Origin of the sequence: Pseudomonas sp. PONIH3 (assembly GCF_002934345.1) — a bacterium.
Classification (GTDB): domain Bacteria; phylum Pseudomonadota; class Gammaproteobacteria; order Pseudomonadales; family Pseudomonadaceae; genus Aquipseudomonas; species Aquipseudomonas soli.
This window is the reverse complement of record NZ_CP026386.1, coordinates 244,167-268,281: the sequence shown is the minus strand read 5'-3', so window position 1 is coordinate 268,281 and position 24,115 is coordinate 244,167. Positions and strand designations below refer to the sequence as shown.

At 62.5% G+C, this 24,115-nt stretch carries 27 protein-coding genes and 1 pseudogene; 10 read left to right on the top strand and 18 right to left on the bottom strand.

Going from position 1 to position 24,115, the window contains the following annotated elements:
- Positions 1-10: 10 nt before the first annotated feature.
- From C3F42_RS01205 to C3F42_RS01185, 5 genes are all read right to left on the bottom strand, one after another.
- Entirely contained in the window at positions 11-1,144 is a 1,134-nt protein-coding gene (locus C3F42_RS01205; RefSeq protein WP_104443842.1) for an aminotransferase class V-fold PLP-dependent enzyme, read from the bottom strand.
- A gap of 142 nt (positions 1,145-1,286) precedes the next feature.
- The gene (gene hutH / locus C3F42_RS01200) at positions 1,287-2,810 is read right to left on the bottom strand and encodes a histidine ammonia-lyase (RefSeq protein WP_104443841.1); all 1,524 of its coding nucleotides are present in this window, start codon (positions 2,808-2,810) and stop codon (positions 1,287-1,289) included.
- Between the two features lie 12 nt (positions 2,811-2,822).
- On the bottom strand, positions 2,823-3,656 hold the full coding sequence (locus tag C3F42_RS01195) for a glycine betaine/L-proline ABC transporter ATP-binding protein (protein WP_104443840.1): 834 nt from the start codon (positions 3,654-3,656) through the stop codon (positions 2,823-2,825).
- Positions 3,653-4,504 (bottom strand): proline/glycine betaine ABC transporter permease, encoded by an 852-nt coding sequence (locus tag C3F42_RS01190; protein ID WP_023628999.1) that lies wholly within the window; start codon positions 4,502-4,504, stop codon positions 3,653-3,655. Before C3F42_RS01190 ends, C3F42_RS01195 begins: the two co-directional genes overlap by 4 nt.
- Positions 4,505-4,580: 76 nt before the next feature.
- Complete coding sequence (locus tag C3F42_RS01185; protein ID WP_104443839.1) at positions 4,581-5,549, bottom strand: ABC transporter substrate-binding protein; 969 nt, start codon at positions 5,547-5,549, stop codon at positions 4,581-4,583.
- A gap of 102 nt (positions 5,550-5,651) precedes the next feature.
- Between C3F42_RS01185 and C3F42_RS01180 the strand changes: the two genes are divergently transcribed.
- Complete coding sequence (locus C3F42_RS01180; RefSeq protein ID WP_023629001.1) at positions 5,652-6,566, top strand: LysR family transcriptional regulator; 915 nt, start codon at positions 5,652-5,654, stop codon at positions 6,564-6,566.
- Positions 6,567-6,642: 76 nt separating this feature from the next.
- On the opposite strand, the gene C3F42_RS01175 is transcribed toward C3F42_RS01180, so the two are convergent.
- The 3 genes from C3F42_RS01175 to C3F42_RS01165 all read right to left on the bottom strand — a co-directional run bounded on the left by C3F42_RS01175 (position 6,643) and on the right by C3F42_RS01165 (position 10,297).
- Entirely contained in the window at positions 6,643-8,043 is a 1,401-nt protein-coding gene (locus tag C3F42_RS01175; RefSeq protein WP_104443838.1) for an MATE family efflux transporter, read from the bottom strand.
- Positions 8,044-8,276: 233 nt separating this feature from the next.
- Complete coding sequence (locus tag C3F42_RS01170; RefSeq protein ID WP_104443837.1) at positions 8,277-9,422, bottom strand: AAA family ATPase; 1,146 nt, start codon at positions 9,420-9,422, stop codon at positions 8,277-8,279.
- A 14-nt stretch (positions 9,423-9,436) separates the two neighbouring features.
- Positions 9,437-10,297, bottom strand: coding sequence for an RNA ligase family protein (locus tag C3F42_RS01165; protein WP_104443836.1), 861 nt, complete (start codon positions 10,295-10,297; stop codon positions 9,437-9,439).
- Between the two features lie 298 nt (positions 10,298-10,595).
- Here C3F42_RS01165 and C3F42_RS01160 point away from each other — a divergent pair, with 298 nt between their 5' ends.
- Entirely contained in the window at positions 10,596-10,814 is a 219-nt protein-coding gene (locus C3F42_RS01160) for a hypothetical protein (RefSeq protein ID WP_023630431.1), read from the top strand.
- Between the two features lie 38 nt (positions 10,815-10,852).
- On the opposite strand, the gene C3F42_RS01155 is transcribed toward C3F42_RS01160, so the two are convergent.
- Positions 10,853-11,308 carry a PACE efflux transporter gene (locus C3F42_RS01155; protein ID WP_104443835.1) on the bottom strand — a complete coding sequence of 152 codons (456 nt, stop codon included), beginning with the start codon at positions 11,306-11,308 and terminating at the stop codon, positions 10,853-10,855.
- A 116-nt stretch (positions 11,309-11,424) separates the two neighbouring features.
- Between C3F42_RS01155 and C3F42_RS01150 the strand changes: the two genes are divergently transcribed.
- Complete coding sequence (locus C3F42_RS01150; RefSeq protein ID WP_104443834.1) at positions 11,425-12,327, top strand: LysR substrate-binding domain-containing protein; 903 nt, start codon at positions 11,425-11,427, stop codon at positions 12,325-12,327.
- 71 nt (positions 12,328-12,398) lie between these two features.
- Here the strand turns inward: C3F42_RS01150 and C3F42_RS01145 are convergent, their stop codons facing one another.
- Positions 12,399-12,779 (bottom strand): hypothetical protein, encoded by a 381-nt coding sequence (locus C3F42_RS01145; protein ID WP_023630434.1) that lies wholly within the window; start codon positions 12,777-12,779, stop codon positions 12,399-12,401.
- A gap of 96 nt (positions 12,780-12,875) precedes the next feature.
- Complete coding sequence (locus C3F42_RS01140; protein WP_104443833.1) at positions 12,876-13,127, bottom strand: hypothetical protein; 252 nt, start codon at positions 13,125-13,127, stop codon at positions 12,876-12,878.
- 295 nt (positions 13,128-13,422) lie between these two features.
- On the opposite strand from C3F42_RS01140, the pseudogene C3F42_RS30125 reads away from it, so the two are divergent.
- Positions 13,423-13,699: pseudogene (locus C3F42_RS30125) on the top strand (short-chain dehydrogenase); the annotation flags it as partial.
- Between the two features lie 237 nt (positions 13,700-13,936).
- Here C3F42_RS30125 and C3F42_RS01130 read toward each other — a convergent pair.
- The 4 genes from C3F42_RS01130 to C3F42_RS01115 all read right to left on the bottom strand — a co-directional run bounded on the left by C3F42_RS01130 (position 13,937) and on the right by C3F42_RS01115 (position 16,269).
- Positions 13,937-14,125, bottom strand: coding sequence for a hypothetical protein (locus tag C3F42_RS01130; protein ID WP_237750143.1), 189 nt, complete (start codon positions 14,123-14,125; stop codon positions 13,937-13,939).
- A 159-nt stretch (positions 14,126-14,284) separates the two neighbouring features.
- On the bottom strand, positions 14,285-15,244 hold the full coding sequence (locus tag C3F42_RS01125) for a cytochrome ubiquinol oxidase subunit I (protein WP_104443831.1): 960 nt from the start codon (positions 15,242-15,244) through the stop codon (positions 14,285-14,287).
- 20 nt (positions 15,245-15,264) lie between these two features.
- Entirely contained in the window at positions 15,265-15,483 is a 219-nt protein-coding gene (locus C3F42_RS01120; RefSeq protein ID WP_104443830.1) for a hypothetical protein, read from the bottom strand.
- A 72-nt stretch (positions 15,484-15,555) separates the two neighbouring features.
- Positions 15,556-16,269: a DUF72 domain-containing protein gene (locus C3F42_RS01115; protein WP_094009949.1), complete on the bottom strand. Its 714-nt coding sequence runs from the start codon at positions 16,267-16,269 to the stop codon at positions 15,556-15,558.
- Positions 16,270-16,430: 161 nt separating this feature from the next.
- Here C3F42_RS01115 and C3F42_RS01110 point away from each other — a divergent pair, with 161 nt between their 5' ends.
- Complete coding sequence (locus tag C3F42_RS01110) at positions 16,431-17,531, top strand: mechanosensitive ion channel family protein (RefSeq protein ID WP_094009950.1); 1,101 nt, start codon at positions 16,431-16,433, stop codon at positions 17,529-17,531.
- Between the two features lie 17 nt (positions 17,532-17,548).
- On the opposite strand, the gene C3F42_RS01105 is transcribed toward C3F42_RS01110, so the two are convergent.
- Positions 17,549-18,073, bottom strand: coding sequence for a cupin domain-containing protein (locus C3F42_RS01105; protein WP_038706150.1), 525 nt, complete (start codon positions 18,071-18,073; stop codon positions 17,549-17,551).
- Positions 18,074-18,217: 144 nt separating this feature from the next.
- Between C3F42_RS01105 and C3F42_RS01100 the strand changes: the two genes are divergently transcribed.
- The gene (locus C3F42_RS01100) at positions 18,218-20,005 is read left to right on the top strand and encodes a thiamine pyrophosphate-requiring protein (RefSeq protein ID WP_038706151.1); all 1,788 of its coding nucleotides are present in this window, start codon (positions 18,218-18,220) and stop codon (positions 20,003-20,005) included.
- Between the two features lie 97 nt (positions 20,006-20,102).
- Complete coding sequence (locus C3F42_RS01095; protein ID WP_023630686.1) at positions 20,103-20,642, top strand: type 1 glutamine amidotransferase domain-containing protein; 540 nt, start codon at positions 20,103-20,105, stop codon at positions 20,640-20,642.
- Between the two features lie 66 nt (positions 20,643-20,708).
- Here C3F42_RS01095 and C3F42_RS01090 read toward each other — a convergent pair whose 3' ends face one another.
- Positions 20,709-21,233: a hypothetical protein gene (locus tag C3F42_RS01090; RefSeq protein ID WP_023630687.1), complete on the bottom strand. Its 525-nt coding sequence runs from the start codon at positions 21,231-21,233 to the stop codon at positions 20,709-20,711.
- 126 nt (positions 21,234-21,359) lie between these two features.
- Positions 21,360-22,241 carry a MerR family transcriptional regulator gene (locus C3F42_RS01085; protein ID WP_038706152.1) on the bottom strand — a complete coding sequence of 294 codons (882 nt, stop codon included), beginning with the start codon at positions 22,239-22,241 and terminating at the stop codon, positions 21,360-21,362.
- Positions 22,242-22,387: 146 nt separating this feature from the next.
- Here C3F42_RS01085 and C3F42_RS01080 point away from each other — a divergent pair, with 146 nt between their 5' ends.
- The 3 genes from C3F42_RS01080 to C3F42_RS01070 all read left to right on the top strand — a co-directional run bounded on the left by C3F42_RS01080 (position 22,388) and on the right by C3F42_RS01070 (position 24,109).
- A complete protein-coding gene (locus C3F42_RS01080; protein WP_104443829.1) occupies positions 22,388-22,834 on the top strand; it encodes a PAS domain-containing protein in 447 nt (148 codons plus the stop codon).
- Between the two features lie 103 nt (positions 22,835-22,937).
- On the top strand, positions 22,938-23,360 hold the full coding sequence (locus C3F42_RS01075; protein WP_104443828.1) for a nuclear transport factor 2 family protein: 423 nt from the start codon (positions 22,938-22,940) through the stop codon (positions 23,358-23,360).
- On the top strand, positions 23,357-24,109 hold the full coding sequence (locus C3F42_RS01070; protein ID WP_094009953.1) for an SDR family oxidoreductase: 753 nt from the start codon (positions 23,357-23,359) through the stop codon (positions 24,107-24,109). The genes C3F42_RS01075 and C3F42_RS01070 overlap by 4 nt, the downstream gene beginning before the upstream one ends.
- Positions 24,110-24,115 lie beyond the last annotated feature (6 nt).

Genomic DNA, 24,115 nt, shown 5'->3' with positions numbered 1-24,115 from the left:
AACCGTGCGCTTATTTAACCATCACCTCGTCCAGCGCCTGCTCAAGGGTGCTGATCGTACGCTCGATATTGTGCAGCTTTTCGAGCCCGAACAGCCCGATGCGGAAGGTCTGGAAGTCGGCCGGCTCGTCGCATTGCAACGGCACGCCAGCGGCGATCTGCAGGCCGTGGCTGGCGAACTTCTTACCACTCTTGATATCGGCATCATCGGTGTAGCTCACCACCACGCCAGGGGCCTGGAAGCCTGCTGCGGCCACGCTCTTGATGCCTTTGCGGGTCATCATTGCGCGCACCCGATCACCCAGGGCCTGTTGTTCGTCGCAGACCTTGTCGAAACCGTAGGCCTGCGTCTCTTTCATCACTTCGTTGAATCGCGCCAGGGCATCGCTGGGCATGGTCGCATGGTAGGCGTGGCCGCCCTGCTCATAGGCCTGCATGATCTGCAGCCACTTCTTCAAGTCGCAGGCGAAGCTGGTGCTTTGCGTCGATTCGATGCGCTCTAGGGCCAACGCGCTGAGCATCACCAGGGCGCAGCAAGGTGAGGCGCTCCAGCCTTTCTGCGGTGCGCTGATCAGCAGGTCGACTGCGCATTTGTCCATATCAACCCAGATCGCGCCTGAGGCGATGCAGTCCAGCACGAACAGGCCACCCACCGCATGCACGGCGTCGCCCACGGCCCGCAGGTACTCATCGGGCAGGATGATCCCTGATGACGTTTCAACGTGGGGGGCGAAGACAATCTGCGGTTTCTGCGACTCAATGGCCGCCAACACTTCTTCCAGAGGGGCCGGGGCGTAGGCCGCCTGGCGCCCCGCTTCAACCGGGCGGGCTTTGAGCACCGTTGTGGCCGCCGGGATATTGCCCATCTCAAGGATCTGGCTCCAGCGATAACTGAACCAGCCGTTGCGTAGCACCAGGCATTGCTGGCCGGTGGCAAACTGCCGGGCTACCGCTTCCATGCCGAACGTGCCACTGCCCGGGACCACCGCAACCGACTGGGCGTTGTAGACCTGTTTCAGGGTGGTTGAAATGTTCTTCATCACACCTTGAAACGACTGGGACATGTGGTTGAGCGAGCGGTCCGTGTAGACCACCGAATACTCGACCAGCCCCTCGGGATCGATACCGGGATAAATCTTCGACATGGTGTGGCTCCTTTGGCAGAGTTGTCCTTGGCATCGACCCTGCCCTAAGCCATTGCAAATGACAAGATGCATTGAGAGCCCGGCGATAAGGCCCTCAATTACATACCAGCCTTCTGACCGCCGCTCCTGCTGCCTGCATCGCTCATTGCAGTTCGGGGAAGGCCACTCCAAGCAGGCCGGGATCTTTCAGGATCGATGCACTGCTGGCGATATCCGGTGCCAGCCAACGGTCCTGGGCATAGGCCGGAACCCGCTCGCGCAACAACCGCCAGGCAATGCTGGTACCGGCGCCAAAGCGCTGCTCCTTGAGAAACTCGAAGGCCTGGGCCGCCAACAGGTACTCGATGGCGAGGATCTGCGTGCAGTTCTCCAGGGCGCGGTGCAGCTTCAGCCCGGCATTGGTGCCCATGCTCAGGTGATCCTCCTGCAGGCCGGAGGTGACGTAGTTGTCGATGACGGCCGGTTGAGCCAGCTGACGGTTTTCGGCACACAGGGAAGCGGCCACGTACTGGACGATCATCATGCCCGAGTTCACCCCCGGCTGACTGACCAGGAAGGCTGGCAAACCGCTGACCAACGGGTTGATCAGGCGATCGAGACGACGCTCGGCAATCGCCCCGATCTCGGCCACCGCAATCGCCAGCAGGTCGGCCGCCATGGCCACGGACTGGCCGTGGGGATTGGCCTGGGAAACCACCCGATACGACTCGGGTGTGCCCAGCAACATCGGGTTGTCGGTGGTGGAGTTGAGTTCGGTCTCGATCTGCCGCGCCGCGTGTTCCAGCTGATCGCGCGCGGCGCCATGCACCTGCGGGATCGAGCGAATGCTCAAGGCGTCCTGGGTGCGAATGCCATGGCTGCTGGCAATGATTTCGCTGCCCTCGAGCAGGCACCGCAGATTCCTGCCCACGCGCTGCATGCCCGGGTGCGGTTTCAGCGCGATGATTTCAGGGTCGAAGGCATCGAGCTGGCCGCGCAGGGCTTCGAAGCTCATGGCGCCGATAACATCCGCCCATTGGCTCAGCCGAGTGGCATCGTCCAAAGACAGGCAGCTAAGGCCGGTCATGCAAGGGGTACCGTTGACCAGGCACAGGCCATCCTTGGCCCCCAGCTTGATCGGCGCCAGGCCGACCTCGGCCAAGGCTTGCTGCGCCGGCACGATCTGGCCGCGATAGCTGACCTGGCCGACGCCCAGCAAGCTGATGCTGATATGGGCCATGTGGGTCAGGTACCCCACCGACCCCTGTTTCGGCACCTGCGGGGTGATGTGCTGGTTGAGCAAAGTCAGCAGCGCCTCGACCACCTTGCGCTGAAGGCCGGAACGGCCCTGGCAGAAGTTGATGATCGCCGCGCACATGATCGCCCGGGTCTGCTCGTCCGACAGCGCAGTACCCACGCCGCAGGCATGGCTGAGCAAGGTGTTGTGCGACAGCTGGCTGAGCTGTTCGTCCTGCAACGAGACATTGCACAAGGCGCCAAGCCCGGTGTTGACGCCATAGGCGCGGTCACCGCTGGAAACGATGCGCTGGACAATCGCCTGGGCGTTCTCGATCCGCGCCCAAGCCGATGGGGCCAGCTCAAGCTTCGCGCCATGCCGGGCCACAGCCACCACGTCCTGCCAGCGAACGGGCGTGTCGGCGATGATGATCTTTTCGGCAAACGACATACACGCGGGTCCTTATAGCGAAGCTACGCGACGCTGCACGAAACGATCGACGTATTCGTCCGCAGGCTGGTAGAGGATTTCTTTCGGCGTGCCAACCTGGATCAGGCGGCCGTCCTTGAGGATGGCAATGCGGTTGCCGATGCGCACCGCTTCGTCCAGGTCGTGGGTGATGAAGACGATGGTCTTGTGCAGGGTCTTTTGCAGTTCCAGCAACTGGTCCTGCATTTCGGCGCGGATCAGCGGGTCGAGCGCACTGAAGGCTTCGTCCATCAGGATGATGTCGGTGTCGGCAGCCAACGCACGCGCCAGGCCCACACGTTGGCGCATGCCGCCCGACAACTGGTGCGGGTACGATTTTTCGTAACCCTTCAGGCCCACGGTATTGATCCAGTGCAGGGCACGCTGCGTGCACAGGGCTTTGCTCTCGCCACGGACTTTCAGGCCGTAGGCGACGTTGTCCAGCACGGTGCGGTGCGGCAACAGGCCGAAGCTCTGGAACACCATGCTGATCTTGCGCCGGCGGAATTCGCGCAGGGCCTGCATGTCGTACTGCAGAATGTCCTCGCCATCGACCAGGATCTGGCCGCTGGTGGGGTCGATCAGGCGGTTGAAGTGACGCACCAGGGTCGACTTGCCCGAGCCCGACAACCCCATGATCACGAAAATCTCGCCGCTGCCGATGGACAACGACAGATCGTTTACCCCCACCACACAACCGGTTTCGGCCAGGACCTGCTCTTTGCTTTTGCTCTGGCGGATCAATTTCAGGGCATCTTCGGCACGCGCACCGAAGATCTTGAAGACGTTTTTGACTTCGATCTTGTTCATCGTCTGCTTGGCGCTCATTTGCCCACCCCATGCCGTGGCCGGCCATAGGCCTGGGTAATGCGGTCGATCACAACCGCCAGAATCACAATGGCCAGGCCCGCTTCGAGGCCGCGGCCCACGTTCAGGGTCTGGATGCCGACCAGGACGTCTTCACCCAGGCCACGGGCACCGATCATCGAGGCGATGACCACCATCGACAGGGCCATCATGGTGGTCTGGTTGATACCGGCCATGATGCTCGGCAACGCCAGTGGCAACTGCACGCCGAACAGTTGTTGCAGGCGATTGGCACCGAACGCGTTGATCGCCTCCATGACCTCGCCATCCACCTGGCGAATGCCCAGGTCGGTCAGGCGAATCAGCGGCGGCGCGGCATAGATGACGGTGGCAAAGATCGCCGGCACCTTGCCCAGGCCGAACAGCATCAGTACCGGGATCAGGTACACGAAGCTGGGCATGGTCTGCATGATGTCGAGCAGCGGCATCAACACTGCCCGCAGGCGATCGTTGCGCGCCGACAGGATACCCAGCGGGATGCCGACCAGGACTGAGATCAGCGTGGCCACCAGCATCAGCGCCAGGGTCTGCATCAGCTTGTCCCAGAGCCCTACCGCACCGACCAGGAACAGCAAGCCGACGATCACCGCGGTGGGTACGATTCTGCGGGTGGCGTGCCAGGCAATACCGCCGACGACGGCCAGCATCAGCCACCAGGGTGTTGCGCGCAGTAAACCTTCAAGATTGACGATGGCCCACAGCAGGGTGTCGGAAATGTGCCGGAACACGTCACCGTAGTTGGTGACCAGCGCATCGACCCAACCATTGACCCAGTCGGCAATGGAAAACGTGAAGTCTTTGGGAAACATGGAGTTCTCTCGAGCAAGTGCGTGAAGCGGACTGCTGTGTGGCATGCCCGGCAGGCGCCGGACCGGCCCACACCCTTCAGAGTGCCGCGTCTACCTTTTTGGCTGCGTCTTCGCTGACCCAGCTGTGCCAGACTTCGGGGTGCTCCTTGAGGAACGCCTTCGCCAGTTCCGCCGACTCGATGCGGTCCCTGGTCATGCGCGCCAGGTTCTGGTTCAGCAGATCGATCGGCAGGTTGACCTTTTCCAGCACCGCCACCAGTTCCGGCGCCTGCTCGTGGAAGGTCTTCGACACACCCACCTTGATGGTCACGGATTTGTCCACGCCTGGCTTTTCGTCCAGCTTGACCAGGTCGGCCTGGCCCATCAGCGGGGTTGGCGACCAGTAGTAGAAGAGGATCGGCTCGCCACGCTTGTAGCTCGAGAGCACGGCGGCATCCAGTGCCGGGCCGGTGCCCGGGCGGAAGTTGGTGTAGCTGTTTTCCAAGCCATAGCTCTTGAGCATCTGGCTGTTGTCCAGCTCGCAGGTCCAGCCAGCCGGGCAATTGTAGAAGCGCCCCTTGTCCGGTTCTTCCGGGTCCTTGAATACCTGGGCGTATTGCCCCAGGTCGGCAATGCTCTTGAGGTTCGGTGCCTTGGCTTCGAGTTTGCGCTTGGCATCGCCTTCGATCACATAACGCGGCACATACCAGCCTTCGACCGCGCCAACCACTGGCGAGCCGACACCGACGACCTTGCCGGCGGCCTGCGCCTTGTTCCAGACCTCGCTGCGCCCTACCCACTCCTCGGCGAACACCTGGATATCGTTGCTGCTCAGGGTGTTCTCCATGGAGATGGAGTTACCCGGCAGGCTGTCGGTGTCACAGCCATAGCCATTTTTCAGCACGAACTGCATCACCTCAGTGAGCAGCATCCCGCTTTCCCAGTTCAGACCGGCGAATTTCACCGGCTTGCCAGACTCGCACCAGCCGGCGGCCTGGCTGGCGCCAGCGCACGCCAAGAGCCCTATGGAAAATGTCGTGGACAGCAGAGCTTTTGTAATTGTCATTGTGACGCTCCCAAACAAGATGATCACTGCGCAGGAGAAATATTTCACAACGATAAAAAAGGATAAAATAATAACTCCTGATGCATCACCACGGAAAAACCTATGAAGTTCACACTCAGGCAGCTTCGCTACGCGCTCGCAGCGGCCAAGCACGGAAACCTGACCACTGCCGCCATGGAGCTTCATGTATCACAGCCTTCCATCTCGGCGGCCATCACCGAACTGGAGGAAGTGCTGGGCCAGGCAATCTTCATACGCCAGCGTGGTCTTGGCATATCGCTGACTCCCTTCGGTCGTACCGTCATGGTGCAAGCGCGTCGCGTGCTGGCAGAGGCCCAGACCTTTGCCGAGATCAATGCCGATGCAGGCGAGTGTGTCGGGGAACTGGTGGTGGGCTGTTTTGAAGATCTGGCGCCCTATTGCCTGCCGCAGATCGTGCGACGGATGCAGCAGTCCTGCCCACGGGTCACGGTCGATATGCGCGATGGCAGCTTCGATTATGTTGGCAAGCGACTCAGTGAGGGCGCGATAGAGCTGGCCATCACCTATGACCTGGGTTTACCGCCAAACACTCAATGCACCCAGCTGTGTCAGCTGACTGCCCAGGTGCTGCTGTCGGCCGATCACCCATTGGCCAAGGCACCGCGCGTCAGCCTCAAGGCGCTGGCCGAATACACCCTGGTCGTCACCGATCAGGTCCACAGTTGGCAGCATGTGCTGGATCTGTTCAGCTTTTACGACATTTCACCCGCGGTTGTGCACCGTGTGCGCACCTTTGAGTTGCAGCGCAGCCTCGTCGCCAATGGTTTTGGCGTGGCGCTGATTTATACCCGGCCATTTGGTGACCATAGTTATGATGGCCAGGCGCTGGTGTGTCGGCCGACTCAGGAGAAACTGCCAACCCATAGCATCGTACTGGCGCATGACCAGCGCTACCCGCTGACGCCTTCGGCCGAGGCGTTCAAGGAGCTGGCGGTGGCATGGTTCGCCGAGCGACCGTCGTTTGCATCCGAGTGAACGACAGGTAGGGCGCATGTCACAGGAGGACGGCTGATACTCAGCTGAGGAGTGTCTTCGATGCTCGCATTCAGGTTCACAAAGCGTTCTCGCTAGCTGAATGAGACTCCAGGTGAAGACGGTTTTCGGCCCCCCGAATGGCTTTGGCGATTCGCCAGAAGTAAATTAAGCCAATCAAAAGTTCGAACACCGAACCAATAACCCAGCATGTTATTAGCGACGACGGGGCGTCACGATTGCTCATGGCGACGCAATAGATCAACGGAATGCTCATGCACCACATCAGCGTCAGGCGCACGACCAGTGAAAATCGGGCCATGCCAATACTCTCCAGGACGGCGGCCCCGGTCATCGAGAAGACAAAGGCAGTGGAGAATGTCCACAGCACGCGTTGTGTATCGATGGCCAGGGCCATCGTCTGCGCGTTTTGTCCCAGATCACCAAACGCCCTGAGCAAGACTTGCGGCACTGTGATTTGAACGGTGGAAACCAGCAGGACGTAGAGCAGTTCAATGATCACCGTGACCCGCAGGATCATTGCCAACTCGGTGTAGCGCCCCTTGCCCACTGCAGTGGCACACAAAATACTGCAACCAATGCCTAACCCAATGATTGGGATGATGCCTAGGTAATTCACGGTTAGGTTAACGTTGTTTGCCGCTAGTGCACTGGCGCCCAGTACCGCCACAATCCAGATGAACGCAGTGTTTCCTAGCTGATCCACTCCGGCGGATAGGCCACCGGGAACACCTCTACGCAACCGGAAAAACAGCTGCGGCACTAGGTGCTCGCTGCGGGCAATGAAGATGTTCATCACCTCAAGCCAGACTTCTCGAGGCAGCATTACGGCATAGCATGCCAGCATGGACAGCGTGCCGATCAATGTACCGACAGCGGCCCCAGTCATGCCCATTTCGGGCAGCCCGAACTTGCCGAAGACCAGGCCGACAGTGAAGATCGAGTCGATTACTTGACCGATGATTCCCACTATAAGTGTTTCGCGGGTGCGACCAACACCGTTGAAAAACGAGGACAGCGCCGTGTCGATCGTCATTACGCCACCGAAGAGCGCCGCCCAGAGCATATACCGCGACTCCAGGTTGACAATCTGCGCTGGTCGAGAGCTGAGCTGTGGGATCATCGCGATCAGCGGGGCTGCGATGAACAGCAGGGCCCCACAGGCCATACCGAGGAGCAGCCCCAGTGCAGCTTCACGCGAAGCTGCACTGGGCCCTGATCGACCATGCGCCTGCGCAATAAAGGAACGTGCCACCCCCACCGTGCTACAGAAAAACGCGATGATCGCCATGCTTGTGAATACCGCAGGGCCAGACGCGGCCAGCGTATCTTGTGAGTAGTGCGCCAGGCATAGTCTGTCGACCAGCATCATCAGTAAATTGCCGACCATCGTTCCCATCAACGGAAACGAGACAGTGAAGATTCTTTTCGCCACTCCTGAGTCAAACCAGTGCCGCATATTCACGTTCCTTTGTTTAGCAGCTACCGCGAGGGCACTTAGTCAGCGCTACGCCCGTGTTAAATAATACCTGACCGATATATCCCGCCTGTGGCGGTTTTCCCACTAGAGCGGACAAATTGCCAACTGATCGCTTTTCGCCGTTAAGGCAACTCCGAACAAGCCCGTCAGATCGAAAAGGCGCACTAAAGTCAGAAGAGTCCGAAACTTGTCAATATTCTTCTGATCGATGCTCAGCCCGTCACCACCTCATACCTCACCCGATGCGCCTCGGTCGGCAACGGCACCTCCCACTTGAACATCATCCGCCGTATATCGTCATTGCGCAGCGACGTATCGCGGCGCTGGTTGCGCCGCATGATCTCGTCCTCCGGCCGCTCCAGGTAGACGATCTCCACCTGCGCCCCGTAGCCGTACAGCAAGTCCAGCGTACGGCTGCGCATCTGCGCCGACAGGTGCGTCGAGTTCCACACGAAGGGCCTGCGCTCGCGCAACAGCGCCTTGGCCCGGTCGATGGCGTAGTGCGCGGCCGCGCCTTCGTTCTGGCCGTGGCGCAGGCCCAGGGCCTGGCGCGCGTCGTCGAACGACACCACCGGCAGGTCCGGGTGGTGTCGGGCGGTCCAGGTATCCTTGCCGCTGGCCGGCAGGCCGGAGAGCATCACCACCTGGGAGCCCTGGGGTTCGTGCAGCGCATAATCCGGATGCACACGGGCGCCACGCAGGTACTGAATGCGTGTGTAGTCGTCGGCAAACACTCGCGGGCCGTACAAGCACCCCTCCTCTGCCGCCAGCTCGCGCCACAGTTCGATGGCGGTCAACACTTCGGCCTTGCCGGCATAGTAACGACCCTGCATGTCGGCCTCGGCCACCGCGCAGAGCATCCACACCGGCAGCTCCCAGGACAGCTTGTGCAGCAGAAACTCCGCGCTGCGTCCGCTGCGGTCACCCTGCAGGGCAAAGAACGGCAATTGATGCACAGTGATGATCCGGCAGATCTGTTCGCGCAGCGCGAACGGCACGCCAGCGCGCCACAGCAGCAGGCGTGCATCCACCGCGCCTCGGCGCGAGTGGCCGGGTTGGCCGATGCGCCCGGTCTGCGGGTCGATCACCGTGGTGTCGGGCTTGGCGATGTCATGCAGCAGGGCTGCGAAGAACAGCACGAAGCGCTGCTCGGCGCTGGCGTCGCGGTAGGCGCCCTGCGCCAGCAACGCTTCGACCACCAGGCGGGTATGGACCCACACATCGCCCTCGGCGTGATAGGTCGGATCCTGCGGGGTGTCGGCCAGGCGTGCCAGGGCCGGGATGGCCGCGAGGCAAGCGGCGCTGTCCATGTCGTGCCCGGGGTCGGGCACCAGTTGTTGCAGTTGGCGAATATCCATTTCGGGAAGCTCCTTCAGTAGCCGCGGCGTTCGCCGTGCCAGTCCAGGGACAGGCGCGGTGCGTAGAGATCGACGCCTGCGGCCAGTTGATTGGGTATGAACGGTTGGTTGGCATGGTGCTGGTCGGCGTCGAGGATGGCCTGGACGAAGTCCTGGCGCACCCACTTGAGCCGGCCCAGGGTCTGGCGCTCGTCTTCGAGCTTCAGGTACAGGCCCTCCATGCGGCTCGAGCGGTCGCATTGGCGCCAGGCGCGGGCCAGGTCGAGGCCTTCGCGGCGTACCACCTGCTCGAACACTTCGCGCCAGCGCGCGGTCTTGGCCAGCGAGTCGCCGAGCAACGCCATCAAGTCGGCGTAGCGGCGCGGTGCCGGGCCTTCGTACAGCACCGGCACCGACAGCACCGGGCCGTCCGCGAGCAGGCGTCGGCGCGCCGCAGTGGTCAGGAACTGGCCTGTGGCGCGGTCCCACACGTCGAACTCGCAGAAGAAATGCGGCAGGTGGTCGTAGAACACCGAGTGCTTCTTGTGCAGCCACTCGCCATACAGCACGAAGCGGTCTTCAAGACGCTCCAGCAACCAGTGCTCGTGGGCCACGGCCCATTGCTTGAACAGGTTGAACTGGCGCTCGCGGCCGCCACCGCTAAGGTAATGGCCACGCGATTGCAGGCGTAGCTCGCCACCGTTGGTGAAGCTGATGCCGGCGTTGGCGCCGTCGAGTTTCTCTTCCACAACCAACCATTGGCCGGCCAGCGAGCCATAGGCCACCTGGCCGGCATCGCTGTCGCCGTCCTGCAGGCGCGAGCCTTGCAGATGTGCTGTGCGGGGGTATTTGAGCAGTTCGAGGGAATGTGCGTCGGCACGAAAATCCATGTTCATGGGTTTCTCCTTGGAAATAGGGAAAAACCGACGACAGGATCAGGCAGGTACGAGGATGAAGCGCCGCCGCGCGCAAGCACGGGCAGCCATCAGGCACGATGGACCGTCGTCGGTATCAGGCGTGTTTGATGGCGCAGGGCACTGGCTTCACCACTTTGGCAAAAGGTTGCGGGGATTTGAGGGCGCATATTCAACAGCAGGCATCGGTCGCGGGTCAAGCCCTCGATAGCAGCAATGTGATAGCATCTGCGCGCCTCTGGAGGGGCAATCTTTTGATATCCCGCAAGGAATACGCTTCGTGAAAGACTTCGTCATCAGCGTCAACAACATCGTCCTCTACGTCTCCCTGGCCGTTATCTGGCTGTTCGCCCTCATCACCCTGTTCACCGGCGGATTCCTGCCAGCCCTGGGTGTGTTCGTGGTCGGCAGCCTCGGCTGGTGCATCGTCTCCGGCTTCTGGTTCGTCCAGTCGGCCACCTACGAAGAGCTGCGCAAGCTCAACGCCAGCAAGGACTGACGCATCCGGGCGGCTCGGCACCTCGCCTCGCAGCCGCCCTACCCTCGCCCCGCACAAGCCTCGGCCGATACCTCGCCCTGCGCCGAAACAGGCACATCGAACACGCGGTCGAACGCCCACTGAAACACCAGCGCATAAAAGAAGAAGAACACGAACAACCCCAGGTCGGTCACCAGCGCCGCCCACCAGGAAATCTGCAGCCACCAGGCCACCAGTGGCACCAGCAGCAGTACCAACCCACCTTCGAACCCCGCCGAGTGCAGCAAGCGCCTGCCGAGGGTGCGGGCACGGTTCGGCTGACGGCGCTCCCAAAACTCGAACAGGTAGTTGTACACCACGTTCCAGGCCAGCGCGCTGGCGGACAGCATCAACGACAGGGCACCGGCATGCGCCAAACCGTTGTCGTAGACCATGGCGATGGCCGGTGACAGCACGGCGACGGCGATCGCCTCGTAAAGAACGGCCTGGACGATCTTGCGGGCGGGACCTTGCATGGCGGTGCACCTGTGGGCGGTGAAAGCGGATGCCGCCACGTTAGCGCTCGGTGACCGCCACGAAAAATGAGATACATTGAGCGGGCATCAATCCAATTCATCCCTCGAGGTGGTCGGTGTTCTCTTCGCTTCCGCTCAACGCGTTGCGCAGCTTCGAGGCCGCGGCGCGCCTCACCAGCTTCAAGGCCGCGGCCGAGGAGCTTTCGGTCACGCCCGGGGCCATTTCCCACCAGGTGAAGGTGCTGGAGACCCGGCTTGGCACTCTGCTGTTCGAGCGCAGCGCGCAGGGCGTGAGGCTCACCGAGCAAGGCGAGCGGCTCTATCGGCAGACCCATGGCGCACTCCTGGATATCAGTCGTAGCCTGGAGCACTTCCTGCCCGGCACCGCATCACAGTCCCTGACCCTGTCCACTACGCCCGGGCTGGCCGCCGCCTGGCTGATTCCGAGGTTGGGCGATTTCTACCGTGCTTTCGAGGCGTTCAACCTGCGCATCGACACCGGCAACGAACTGGTCGACCTGCTGCGCGATTCCAGCATCGACCTGGCAATTCGAGCCGTCAGCCACACCGACCCGAAGCTGTTCAACCTGCCGTTGATGGAGGAGCGTTTCGCGGTCTATGCCGCGCCTGCGGTGCTCGCCGCCATGACGGTTGAACAGCTCCAGTTGATCGACCTGCGCTGGCAGGTCCCGCAAGGCTGTTCGATCAGCTGGCAGCTTTGGTGTGAGGCGGCGGGCTGCCAAGACTGGCTTGAGCGTGCACGCATGCGCGAATTCGATGACGAGCATTTTGCCTTGAGCGCCGCCGTTGCAGGCCACGGCCTGGTGCTCGCAAGCAACGTACTGGTGGCCGATAGCGTGCAACGTGGCGAACTGGCGGCCTTCCGGCCCGACGTCAGCCTGCCGGGGCCGCGCTACATGGCGGTCTGCGTACCGGGCCGGGAACGGCAGCCACACATGAAGGCACTGTTGGCCTGGCTGGCCGAAGTGGCCGCAGCGACCATAACGGAGGCGCGTTGAGTAACGCCGGTGGATCAGGCATGGCTGCCCTTCTCCAAGCCTAGAACCGTCACTGGCCGGTCAGCGCCGCATCAGCCTTTCCTGCGCAACGCCTCGACCAGTTGCGCCTTGGTCATGCGCGAACGCCCCTTGATATCCTTGCTGCGCGCCTCTTTCATCAGGCTTTCCTTGGTCTGCGTCTCCAGTGAGGTGCCAGATTGACGTCCATGGCCCTGACGGGTTTTCGCGGCCCGCTTGGCCGAATCTGAACGTGCGGTCTTCTTTTCGCTCGACGACGTCTTGCTGCCCGATCCGCCGGACTTGTCGCCGCCGCCGGACTGCTTGTTGACGGTAGCCCAGGCACGGGACTCGGCCTCGTCCTTGGACAGGCCCTTGTGCTCGTAGCTTTGCTCGATGTGTTCGGCCTTGCGCTTCTGTTTCTCGGTGTACTTGTCTTTGTCTCCACGGGGCATGTCGCTCACTCCTGAGTGGGTTCGGCTGAACGGTTGAAGCCATTGCCGCTGACGAAGTGCGATCGGCTGGACGAATGGTCGGCAGTGCCCAAGCAGCTACACAAGGTGGTAGTCCGCGCCGGCCACCGCCTTCACAAACGCTCGATCAGCAAGCCGGCGCAGGTCGCGCCACTCAGTCCAGTCGATCAACCGCAGCCGGTCCATCTCGTCGGCCTGGCGCAGGAGTTCATCGTGATAGGTGCTTGGACAGTGCCGGCGCAGGGCCTGGTTGTCGTAGGTGTCGAACCTGTGGTTGATCGCTGCCAGCCGGCATTGCGCCGGGGTCATCGGGTCGCTGAAGGCATTCATCTCGGACCGCCCTGCTTTCTTTGACGGAAGATGCCTGTGCGTCGCACGAGGTTCCCTCCAGCCGCCTGGACGGTCGGCGCGACGCAAATGCCACTGGTGATCTGCGCTTGAACTTTAACGCGCTTCCTGGCTTCCCCTGAATAGACCATCCCCACAGCGTACAGGAGAACCAACCCATGAGGCCTTTGATCTGTCACGGTACCGGCGATGTCCGTATCGAAATGCTTGCGGATCCGCTCGTCCTGAGCAGGCACGGCTGTGTGTTTCGCACTATCGCCACACGGAGCGTGCAGCCATGATCGATCCCGCCACCGGTATGAAGCCGGGAGAACGCTATACCGTGGAAAACCTCGAGCGAGTGCATCCGTTCACCGGCTTCTTCCTCGACGGCAAGTACTATCTGGGGCCGGAGCTGCTGACCGCCGTGGGGTGGCTGGAGGGGCGGCGATTCATCTATGACAACCTCGATGCCACGGGCGAGCCGGTGTTCGCCAACCGCTTCGCCGGCGAGATCAAGGACCTGGTGCTGACCTTGGCGGATGGCACTTCCCTGGCAGTGTCGCGCCTTGAACACTGGCCTCCCGACGAGGGGGGCAGTGAAGTCGAACAGCCTGGACAGCGGCCATCAGTACCTGAAGTTCCAGCCTTCACAGCGACGCAGGGACGGCGTCTGGTGGCGGGTGTCGAGCGCCTGCAACGCCACCCCGCAGCCATCCTGGCAACCGCCTTGGCCCTGGGATTCGTGGCGGGCTGGGTGCTGGCGGCACTTGAGCGCAGGCGCCATTAGGCGTACCAGGAGCGCGTGCGCCCTACCCTGGTCTTCGTCTGTCACCTAGTGACATGTGCGGCTTGAAGATAAGCGTAAAGCTGCCGGTCAGGCGCGAACGCAGCTCCTTGGGCATGGTGTATCCGAAGTGGACAAGCCATGCGCCGTCACCCAGCAGAAAGGTATCGCCCCGATAGCGCTTGACCTCGGTTTCGCTGATGCCAATTTCCATTGCCACATCCAGGTCGGTCGGGGGAGTCGTCATTATGCAGAGGCCTCTGGCCGTATTTTTATTGGGAGTTGAATAGCGCCTGTTTGACTTGCATAAGGGCATTTACCCTGCCAGGCGTTCAGCACATTTCCTGAATGTCGGACGAATGGCGTGGCGCATTCATTGGCCAGGCGTCGTCCCCTGCCTGTCCGAGGCCCTGACCTTCCCCGAAAACACCCTGAAGCCCCAGGTGTTGTAGCCCAGCGTGACAGGCACAACCAGGGCAAAGCCAACCAGTACAAACACTTGAGTGGCAGCGCTTGCCGCCGCCTGTTCGAGTGTCAGTGCCGGCGGGATGGCATTGGGAAAGAGCGCTACCAGCATGAGGGTGAATGCCACGACGATCATGCCCAGGGCGCAAGACAGCGGCAGCCAGTGGTGTGCACAGCGCCAGGCGCGAGCGAACCCCACCAGCAATCCAACGCTCGCTCCCCCGGCGCCTATGAGCAGCCAGGGCTGACCGAGGCGATGCCAATACTGCGTATCGAGTTGCAACGTCAACGCCAGCACACCAGCCAGCGCCGCCAGGGCAAGGCCGCAGAGCACCTTGGCCTGGCTGGCCGCCCGACGTTGCAGCGGGCCTTCGCATCGCCAGTACAGCCAGCAGGCACCCAGCCATGAGTAACCCAGCACCAGCACCAGCGCCAGTGCACAGGCCACCGCGCAGGTCGCGAAAAAATGCAGCTTCGGCCCGACCTTGTTCTGGCCGAACAACATCACCCCGAGAAAACCCGCTTTCAGAAAGAATGCCACCAGTACCTCATAGAGCATCAATGGACCGATGATCTCGCCGACTGCCAGCGACAGCCGTGCCCAATTCAGACCGAACTGATACTCCATGACCAGGCCGAAGGCGGTCCCGGCGGCCACGGTCAAGGCAAACACTTTCAGCCAGTAGCGGTACAGCGCCAACACGGCTGGCTGTCGGCGCCACAGCCACCAGGCTTCCAAGGCCATCAACCACTGCGCCAGGCCAATGCTGAAGGCGGCAAGGACAATATGAAGACCAATGGTGATGGCGAATTGAGCCCGCGCGGCCAGCAGCGCCGCAGCCGCATCGGCGTGCTCAAACAAGCTCATCCCTCGCTGGCACGTCTTTATCAGGCTTTGTCGTCAACGTCGCGCAGGCGCTTCTCGATCGCACGGGTCTGCTCTTCCTGCTCTTTGATTGAAGTCGGCGTTATCACCTTGTCGACCGCCTCTGTATCCGGATCCGGGCGCTCGAGCATCGGATCCGGCGCAGGCTGCCCTTTTTGGGCCTCTTCCGAGGAAATGGGGCGTGGGGTCTTGTCAGCGGGTTTGGATTCAGGCTGTTTCATGAAAGGGTCCCGTGGCGGATGACTGTCTTTCAGAAGAGTACCGGCCGCCTGGGAAAGTTTGATCCGACTGCATCAGCACAACTGATCCCAGGTTGCCAGGGCATTGCCCAAGGCGGCGCCGGCGGCGGTATTGTCGAATATGCACCAGATATCTGTCTGGCTGGCAGCACTCGCCCGCAGCCGCGCCGCCAAAGCCTGCAGGTAATGGTCGGAATAAGCGCTGTAGTAGACACGCGGCTCGCCATGCAGGCGCCAATACTCCAGCCCTGGCCACCCGCCGGGCTCGGCATCGCTGACCAGGCGCGGCGGGCTGGCGGCCACCTGGGCGATGCGCAGCGCGACGAGCATTGACTGCGCCGCATGCCACGAAGCGTGGCGCGGCTCGACCGCCACTGGTCCGGCATGGCGTTCGCGCAACGCTTCGAAGAAGCGACGCGCCATTTGGGCGTCGTAGGCCAACGAAGGTGGCAACTGGACCAGCAGGCAACCGAGGCGCTCCCCCAGCTGGCCGCACTGGGCGAGAAACCCATCGAGCAGCGGTCCGCAGGCGTGCAGGCGCTGTTCATGGGTGATGGTCCTGGGCAGCTTGACGGAAAAGCGAAATGTCGTCGGCACCGAGGCGGCCCATCGCGCATAGGTTTCAGGGCGGTGCGGGCGGTAGAACGCGCTGTTGATCTCGACCGCGTTCAGCCGCCGCGCATAGCGCTGCAGGTGGCTGCCTTGCGCGGGAAACGCGTCGACATAAGGTCGCGAAATGCTCCAGCCGGCACAGCCTAGATAAATCATCCGCTTGCTCCTGTCAGGCGCTGTGAAGCGGTGGAGTGGCGGCGGGGTCAAGACGTTCCGAAAACCCGGCGGTGAAAATCCGATCGACCTCTGGCCGCACCTCGACGTCCCATGAAAGGACGCTGCACATCCCCCGAGGGCAACCAGGAGGCGAGCCACTCATGAATGACCGCATCATTGAACTGTTCACCGATACCGCACTATTCGGTATCTCAATCCTCAACCTGCTGCTGGCGTTGGGCGTCGCCACCCTGACCTTTGTCGCGGCGCGGGCGGCGATCAGCTTCGTGCAGCGGCGGGTACGGCGCTGGTCGGAACACGACGGCGCGTTCAGCCAAGTGCTGGCCAAGGTGCTCGACGGCACCAGCAATGCCTTGCTGCTGCTCGCCTCGCTGCTGGTGGGCCTGGGCATGCTCGATTTGCCCGAGCGTTGGCTAGCCCGGGTGGGCAGCCTGTGGTTCGTGGTGGCGGCGCTGCAGATCGGCCTGTGGGCCAACCGCGCCATCGCCCTGGGCCTGCGCCGCTATTTCGCTCGGCACGGCGGCGACGGGCTGAACCAGGGGAGCGCGCTGGCCACCCTGTCCGCCTGGGGCGCGCGGGTGCTGTTGTGGTCGGTGGTGGTGCTGGCCATGCTGTCCAACCTGGGGGTGAACATCACCGCCTTCGTCGCCAGCCTCGGGGTGGGTGGCATCGCCGTGGCGCTGGCGGTGCAGAACATCCTCGGCGACCTGTTCGCCTCGCTGTCGATCGCCGTGGACAAGCCCTTCGAGGTGGGCGACTTCATCGTCGTCGGCCCCCTGGCCGGCACCGTGGAGCATGTCGGGCTGAAGACCACGCGCATCCGCAGCCTGGGCGGCGAGCAGATCGTCATGGCCAATGCCAGCATGATCAGCAGCACCATCCAGAACTACAAGCGCCTGCAGGAGCGACGCATCGTGTTCGAGTTCGGCTTGTCCTACGACACCCCCACCGATGCCGTGAAGAAGGCACCGGGCATCATCGAGGAGGCGATCAAGGCACAGGGCCAGGCGCGCTTCGATCGCGCCCACCTGCGTGGCTTCGGCAAGGAGGCGCTGGAGTTCGAGTGCGTGTATATCGTCAAGGACCCCGGCTACAACCTGTACATGGATATCCAGCAGGCGATCAATTTCCACCTGCTGGAGCGGTTCTCCAGGATCGGTGCGAAGTTTGCCGTGCCGGTGCGGGCGATCAAGGTCACCGCGCTACCCCAGGAAGACATGCTGCGCTTCAAAGAGGCCTGAATGCCGTTGGCTGGTGATCAGCGCCATAGCGTCATCAGGGCGCCTCGTGCGCCGGTCACCGGATCTTGCGCTGGCCTGGGCACGGCGGCGATGCGCGCCAGCGCCTGGTCGTGCGCGCCATCCTCGGGTCGTTGGATGGCGTACTGCTCCTGCCCCAGCGGGTAAGCCCCCACCACCAGGAAGTCATCGCTGTGCTCGACACAGCAATGGCCAGTGCCAGCCGGCAGGACCAGGACATTGCCCGCTTTCACGGTCAACGTCTGGCCGCCCGCGCCGCCCAGTGTCACCCGCGCCTGCCCGCTTGCGACACCCAGCACCTCATGGGCATTGGGGTGGAAATGCTGGTACTCAAAAATGCCGTCGCGCCACAACGGCGTCCATTGGTGGGCGGCGAACAACGCCTCGAACGCGCTGGCGTTGTCATCGGCCGGTGCAAGGCGCAGGCGGTAGAGCAATACGGCGAAGCGGCTGTTCGGCGTCGCGCCGTCATCGGCGAAATGCAGCGTCCTCTGCGGTTGGGTGGTGCTGTCGAGGGTAAACATGAGGGCCTCGCGATGAAGTTGGGCAATACCCTTGAGAATACGAGCCAGCTTCGAGGTTCATGCCGGGCGACCAGCTACACCCAGTGAAACTTTCGCCTGCGCGATCCAGTCCAGACCCTATCCATCACTGACAGGGACACGACGATGACAACGACGGTAGGTGACTTCCTGGTCGAGCGTTTGTACCAGTGGGGCGTGCGGCGTATCTATGGTTACCCGGGCGACGGCATCAACGGTGTGTTCGGCGCGTTGAACCGGGCCAACGGCAAGATCGAATTCATTCAGGCCCGCCATGAGGAGATGGCCGCGTTCATGGCCAGCGCCCACGCCAAGTTCACCGGTGAGCTGGGCGTATGCATCGCTACCTCGGGCCCAGGTGCCTCGCACCTGCTTACCGGCCTGTACGATGCGCGCATGGATCACCAGCCGGTGCTGGCCATCGTTGGCCAGCAGGCACGAGCGGCGCTGGGCGGGCACTATCAGCAGGAGCTGGACTTGCTGTCGATGTTCAAGGATGTGGCCGGGGCGTTCGTGCAGCAGGCGTCCACCCCTGCCCAGGTACGCCACCTGCTCGACCGCGCCGTGCGCACGGCCGTGGGCGAGCGCCGGGTAACCGCCATCATCCTGCCCAATGACCTGCAGGACCTGCCCTATGAGGCGCCCGCCAGGGCCCACGGCACCGTGCACTCCGGCGTCGGCTACAGCAAGCCGAAGGTGCTGCCCTACACGTCTGACCTTCAGCAGGCCGCCGATGTGCTCAATGCCGGTCGCAAGGTGGCCATCCTGGTCGGTGCTGGCGCTCTGCAGGCGAGCGAACAGGTGGAGGCGGTGGCCGAAAAGCTCGGGGCGGGCGTTGCCAAGGCACTGTTGGGCAAAGCCGTGCTGCCGGATACCCTGCCCTGGGTCACAGGGTCCATCGGCCTGCTCGGCACCGAGCCCAGCTACAAGCTGATGACTGAGTGCGACACCTTGCTGATGATCGGTTCGGGTTTTCCCTATTCCGAATTCCTGCCCAAGGAAGGCCAGGCTCGCGGCGTGCAGATCGACCTGCAACCTGACATGCTCAGCCTGCGTTATCCGATGGAGGTCAACCTGGTCGGTGACGCCGGCGAAACCCTGCAGGCGCTCTTGCCATTGCTCGAGCACAAGCCCGACCGGCGCTGGCGCAAGAAGATCGAAGGCTGGCGCGCGCGCTGGGACAAGACCCTGGAAAAACGCGCCCTGGCCAAGGCCGACCCGATCAACCCGCAGCGGGTGGTGCACGAGCTCTCCCCGCGCCTGCCGGATGCGGCCATCGTCACCAGTGACTCCGGCTCCTGCGCCAACTGGTTCGCGCGTGACCTGATGATCCGCCAGGGCATGCAGTGTTCGTTGTCCGGCGGCCTGGCGTGCATGGGCGCCGCCGTGCCCTATGCGATCGCCGCCAAGTTTGCGCACCCGCAGCGCCCGGTGATTGCCCTGGTGGGCGACGGTGCGATGCAGATGAACAACCTGGCCGAGCTGATCACCGTGGCCAAGTACTGGCAGCAATGGGAAAACCCCAAATGGATCTGCGCCGTGTTCAACAACGAGGACCTCAACCAGGTCACCTGGGAGCAGCGGGTCATGGAAGGCGACCCGAAGTTCGAGGCGTCCCAGTCCATACCCGATGTGCCCTACCACCTGTTTGCCATTTCCATCGGCCTGCAGGGCATCTTCGTCGAGCGCGAAGACGAGGTCGCCAGCGCCTGGGATCGGGCCCTGGCCGCCGACCGCCCGGTGCTGATCGAATTCAAGACCGACCCCAACGTGCCGCCGCTCCCCCCGCACATCAAGCTGGAACAAGCGAAGCAGTTCGCCAGCACCCTGCTCAAGGGCGACCCTGACGAGGCAGGGGTAATCGTGCAGACGGCCAAGCAGGTCCTGGGGACGCTGTTACCTGGCAAGCACTGATGTCCGGTGCGCGGCGAGGCCTTCCGGCAATCCGTTGGAACTTCGCCGCATGCCCGGGGCCTGCCCTATCAAGCCTATCAATAAAGGAAACACGACGATGAGTGCACAATTGAATGGCAAGCGCGTGGCCTTTCTGGTCACCGACGGGTTTGAACAGGTGGAGTTGACCGGCCCTCGTGAAGCCCTGCAAAAGCTGGGCGCGGTGGTCGATATCCTGAGCGAAAAGGATGGGACTGTACGCGGCTGGAATCACGACCAGCCCGCCGACGAATTCCCGGTGGATGCCACGTTCGAAAGTGCCCGGCTCGATCTGTACGATGCCCTCGTGCTGCCCGGCGGCGTGCAGAACTCCGACACCATTCGTCTGATACCCGGCGCCCAGGAATTGGTCAAAAGCCATGACTCTGCAGGCAAACCGTTGGCGGTGATCTGCCACGGTGGATGGCTGCTGGTCTCGACTGGCCTGGTCAAGGGCAAGCGAATGACCAGCTACAAGACGTTGCAGGACGACATCCGCAACGCCGGCGGCAGCTGGATCGATGAAGCGGTGGTGGTGGATGGTAACCTGATCAGCAGCCGTACGCCGGACGATATCCCGGCGTTCAACGAACAGTTGATCGCTGCGCTGGGGCGCTGACATTGCCGCACGGCCCCTGCCCCGCGCCAGCGGTCGGGGGCCATGCTTCCCAGCATGACAACCTAATCAGGCCAATTGGATATACACCGAGTAACTCCCCAGCAGCACCCAGAACACCAGAAAGATCCACGGAGTACGCAGGGAAAAGAGCAAAGACTTGCGATGCCCCGCACGTGATGTTTCGGCCTCGCAGAACAGGGGCGATTCGTCATAGGCCAGCCCCATCAAGGGCTCGCTGCGCAGCAAGTGGCTCTGCTTGAGTTGCCAGTGATCGATGATGTTGTACGCCGCGCGAATACCTGGCCAGGCATTGAGCGAACTCAGCACGCCAAGCAAAGCAAGGAACGCGGGCACGATCAGGGTGAACATCTCCCCCCACCCTTGATTGAGGTTGCCCATGGACGAGACGAAAGCGATAACCAGAAACGACTGGGCGGCCAGATAGGCGTCGGTACGATTGGCCAGGATGCTGGTTTCGTACTGGATCTCGCGCCGATAGAAGTCCAGACGCTCCTTGGGCGAACCGAACATCCTGGCGTTGTGCTCGGTGATTTCGTGTTCGGGGGTCGATGGGGTGATGATTCGAGGCACACGGCTCTCCTGCAATCAAGCTCCGTGCATGTAAGAAATCGAGGAGCTTGATGCGGTAGAACCGGCAATGCAGAGCAAAATTCAATCCATTTTGGCGTTGACCTAATCGGCGCAGCGGCCCTGCTCTCAGAGATCCAGGGCTCCCCGGAGCAACGCGTTGAGCATCCCCGCCACATCGTCCCCCTGCTCGTCCAGCACACGCAGCGGGATGCCTTGCAACGCGGCTTGCGGTCCAGCTACCCCGGTGAGGGCCAGCGGGCAGGCAATCTCCAGCTGCAAGGCCCGCAGCCGCTTGGCCAGCCCGGCGTTCACCGGGCCTTGCACGGCAATCACCAACGCCGCTGGCTGAGTCGCCGCGCACACCAGGGCGAGTTCCTCCAACGGCTGCCAGCAGCCGAGCACGTCGACGCGCTGTTGCTCGCTGCTGAGCAACAGGCCGGTACACAGCAACGGCAGTTCTGCAGCCCCTTCGGTACCGGCCAGCAGCACCCTTGGCGCATCGGCCTGGTTCATCTGCAGGCGCAGCAACAGGCGTGCGCGCAGGAAGGTGTCAAGGAACAGCCACTGACTGCGCTCACCGAAGGCCCTGCCCGCGCCCATCGCCTGCCAGACCGGCAGCAGCACTTCGCGCAGCACGGTGGCCTTGGGCAGGAGCGTGAACAACTGGCCATGGACACCCTCCAACCCGCGCGTATCGAACGCCATTGCCGCGCGTTTCAGGGCCGCGCGCCAGTCTTGGAAGGCCGAATCCTGCTGCACCGGCGTGTGACGCTGAGCGGCGAGCATTTCGCCGACCTTGCTGATCGGCAGGCCGTTGGCTGTCCAGTGCAGGATGTCGCGAATGCGCTGCACGTCGCTGGGCGTGTACAGGCGATGACCACCGTCGGTACGTTGCGGGCTGATCAGGCCGTGACGTCGCTCCCAGGCGCGCAAGGTCACCGGATTGATGCCAGTCAGGCTGACCACATCGCGCATGGGCAGTAAATCGGGTGAGGTGACTTCGGTCATCAGGAGGAATCATCAGAAAGATGGCCCATTCTAAACCCATACGCTCTTTCTGCGGCGAGCTCAGATAGGCCATTATGTACAGAATCGCGCCGGCGCTTCGTATTGTTGCGCCCGCCATACAGCTCAGCTTTTCATGGGTGTCCCCAATGATCAACGCAAAACTCCTGCAACTGATGGTCGAGCACTCCAACGATGGCATTGTCGTTGCCGAGCAGGAAGGCCGCGACAGCATCCTGATCTACGTCAACCCCGCCTTTGAACGCCTCACCGGCTACTGCGGGGACGATATCCTCTACCAGGACTGCCGCTTCCTCCAGGGCCAGGATCAGCAGCAGCCGGGTATCGCGGTGATCCGCGAGGCGATCCGCACGGGCCAGCCCTGCCGTCAGGTGCTGCGCAATTATCGCAAGGACGGCAGCTCGTTCTGGAACGAATTGTCCATCACCCCGGTACATAACGAGGCAGACCAGCTGACCTATTACATCGGCATTCAACACGATGTCTCGGCGCAGATCGCTGCCGAAGAAAGGGTGCGCGAGCTGGAGGTCGAGGTCGCCGACCTGCGCCGCCAGCTGGCAGCGGTCGGACACTGAGCAAAATATCTGTACAAGAACGTTGACTTGTACAGATTTAAACGTAGGCTTCTTCTATACCTGTACAAAAAATTTGTTTGTACAGGATTTGTCGGAGCCGAGCATGTCAACGTACCTGCAGAATTTCGCCGAGCGCTTCGCCCAGCTCGATGGGCAGCACCTCGAAGCGCTAGAGAACCTGTACAGCGAGAACGTCACCTTCCGCGACCCGCTGCATCGGATTGACGGGCTGAGCGAGCTGCGGGCGTATTTTGCCCAGCTGTACGCCAACGCCCATGACATCCGCTACGTATTCTCCGGTGCCGACGAGGTGAGGACCGGGCAAGGGTACCTGCGTTGGACCCTGCAATTTCGTCATCCGCGGCTTGCAGGCGGTCGCCCGGTTTCCCTGCAAGGCTGCAGTTACCTGCAATGGCATGACCGGGTGCATTACCACCAGGATTTCTTCGACGCCGGCGCGCTGCTCTACGAACACATTCCGCTGATGGGGGGGGCGATTCGCTGGCTCAAGGGGCGGTTGGCATGAGCCGCTGCTGGTTGACCGGTGCCAGCAGCGGCATCGGTGCGGCGCTCGCGCAGTGCCTGCTGGAACAAGGCCATCAGGTTGCCCTGGGCGGTCGCCGGGTCGAGCAACTGGTGCCCTTTGCCGAGCGCTTTCCCGGGCAGGTGCTGCTGGCCAACGGCGATCTGGACGATCCCGAGCAGGTCGCGCAGATAGCAGACCGCATTCGCCAGGCCTGGGGCGCCCTGGACATGGCGATTTTCAACGCCGGTACCTGCGAGTACCTGGAACCCGGCCGGTTCGACCCGGCGCTGGTCGAGCGCGTTATCCGCACCAATGTGCTGAGCCTCAGCCACTGCCTGGCGGTCGCCCTGCCCCTGCTGCGTGCCGGTATCGGCCCGCACCTGGTGGTCATGGGCAGCTCGGTAACCTGGCTGGCCTTGCCCCGCGCCGGCGCTTATGGCGCATCCAAGGCCGCTGTGCGCTACCTGGTGGAGTCGCAGCGCATCGATCTGGCGCAAGCCGGCATCGACGTCACGCTGATCAATCCAGGCTTCGTCGACACACCGCTGACGCGTCGCAACGACTTCCCGATGCCTCAGCTGTGGTCAGCCCAGCGCGCCGCCCGGCACATCGTCAGACGGCTGCCGCGTCGGCCGCTGGAAATAAACTTCCCGCGCCTGTTCACCTGGGGGTTGCGCCTGCTCGGAGCGCTGCCGGCGCAAGCGCGCCTGGCATTGGGCCGGCGCCTGGCTCGTCAAGAAACGGACTGATCAATC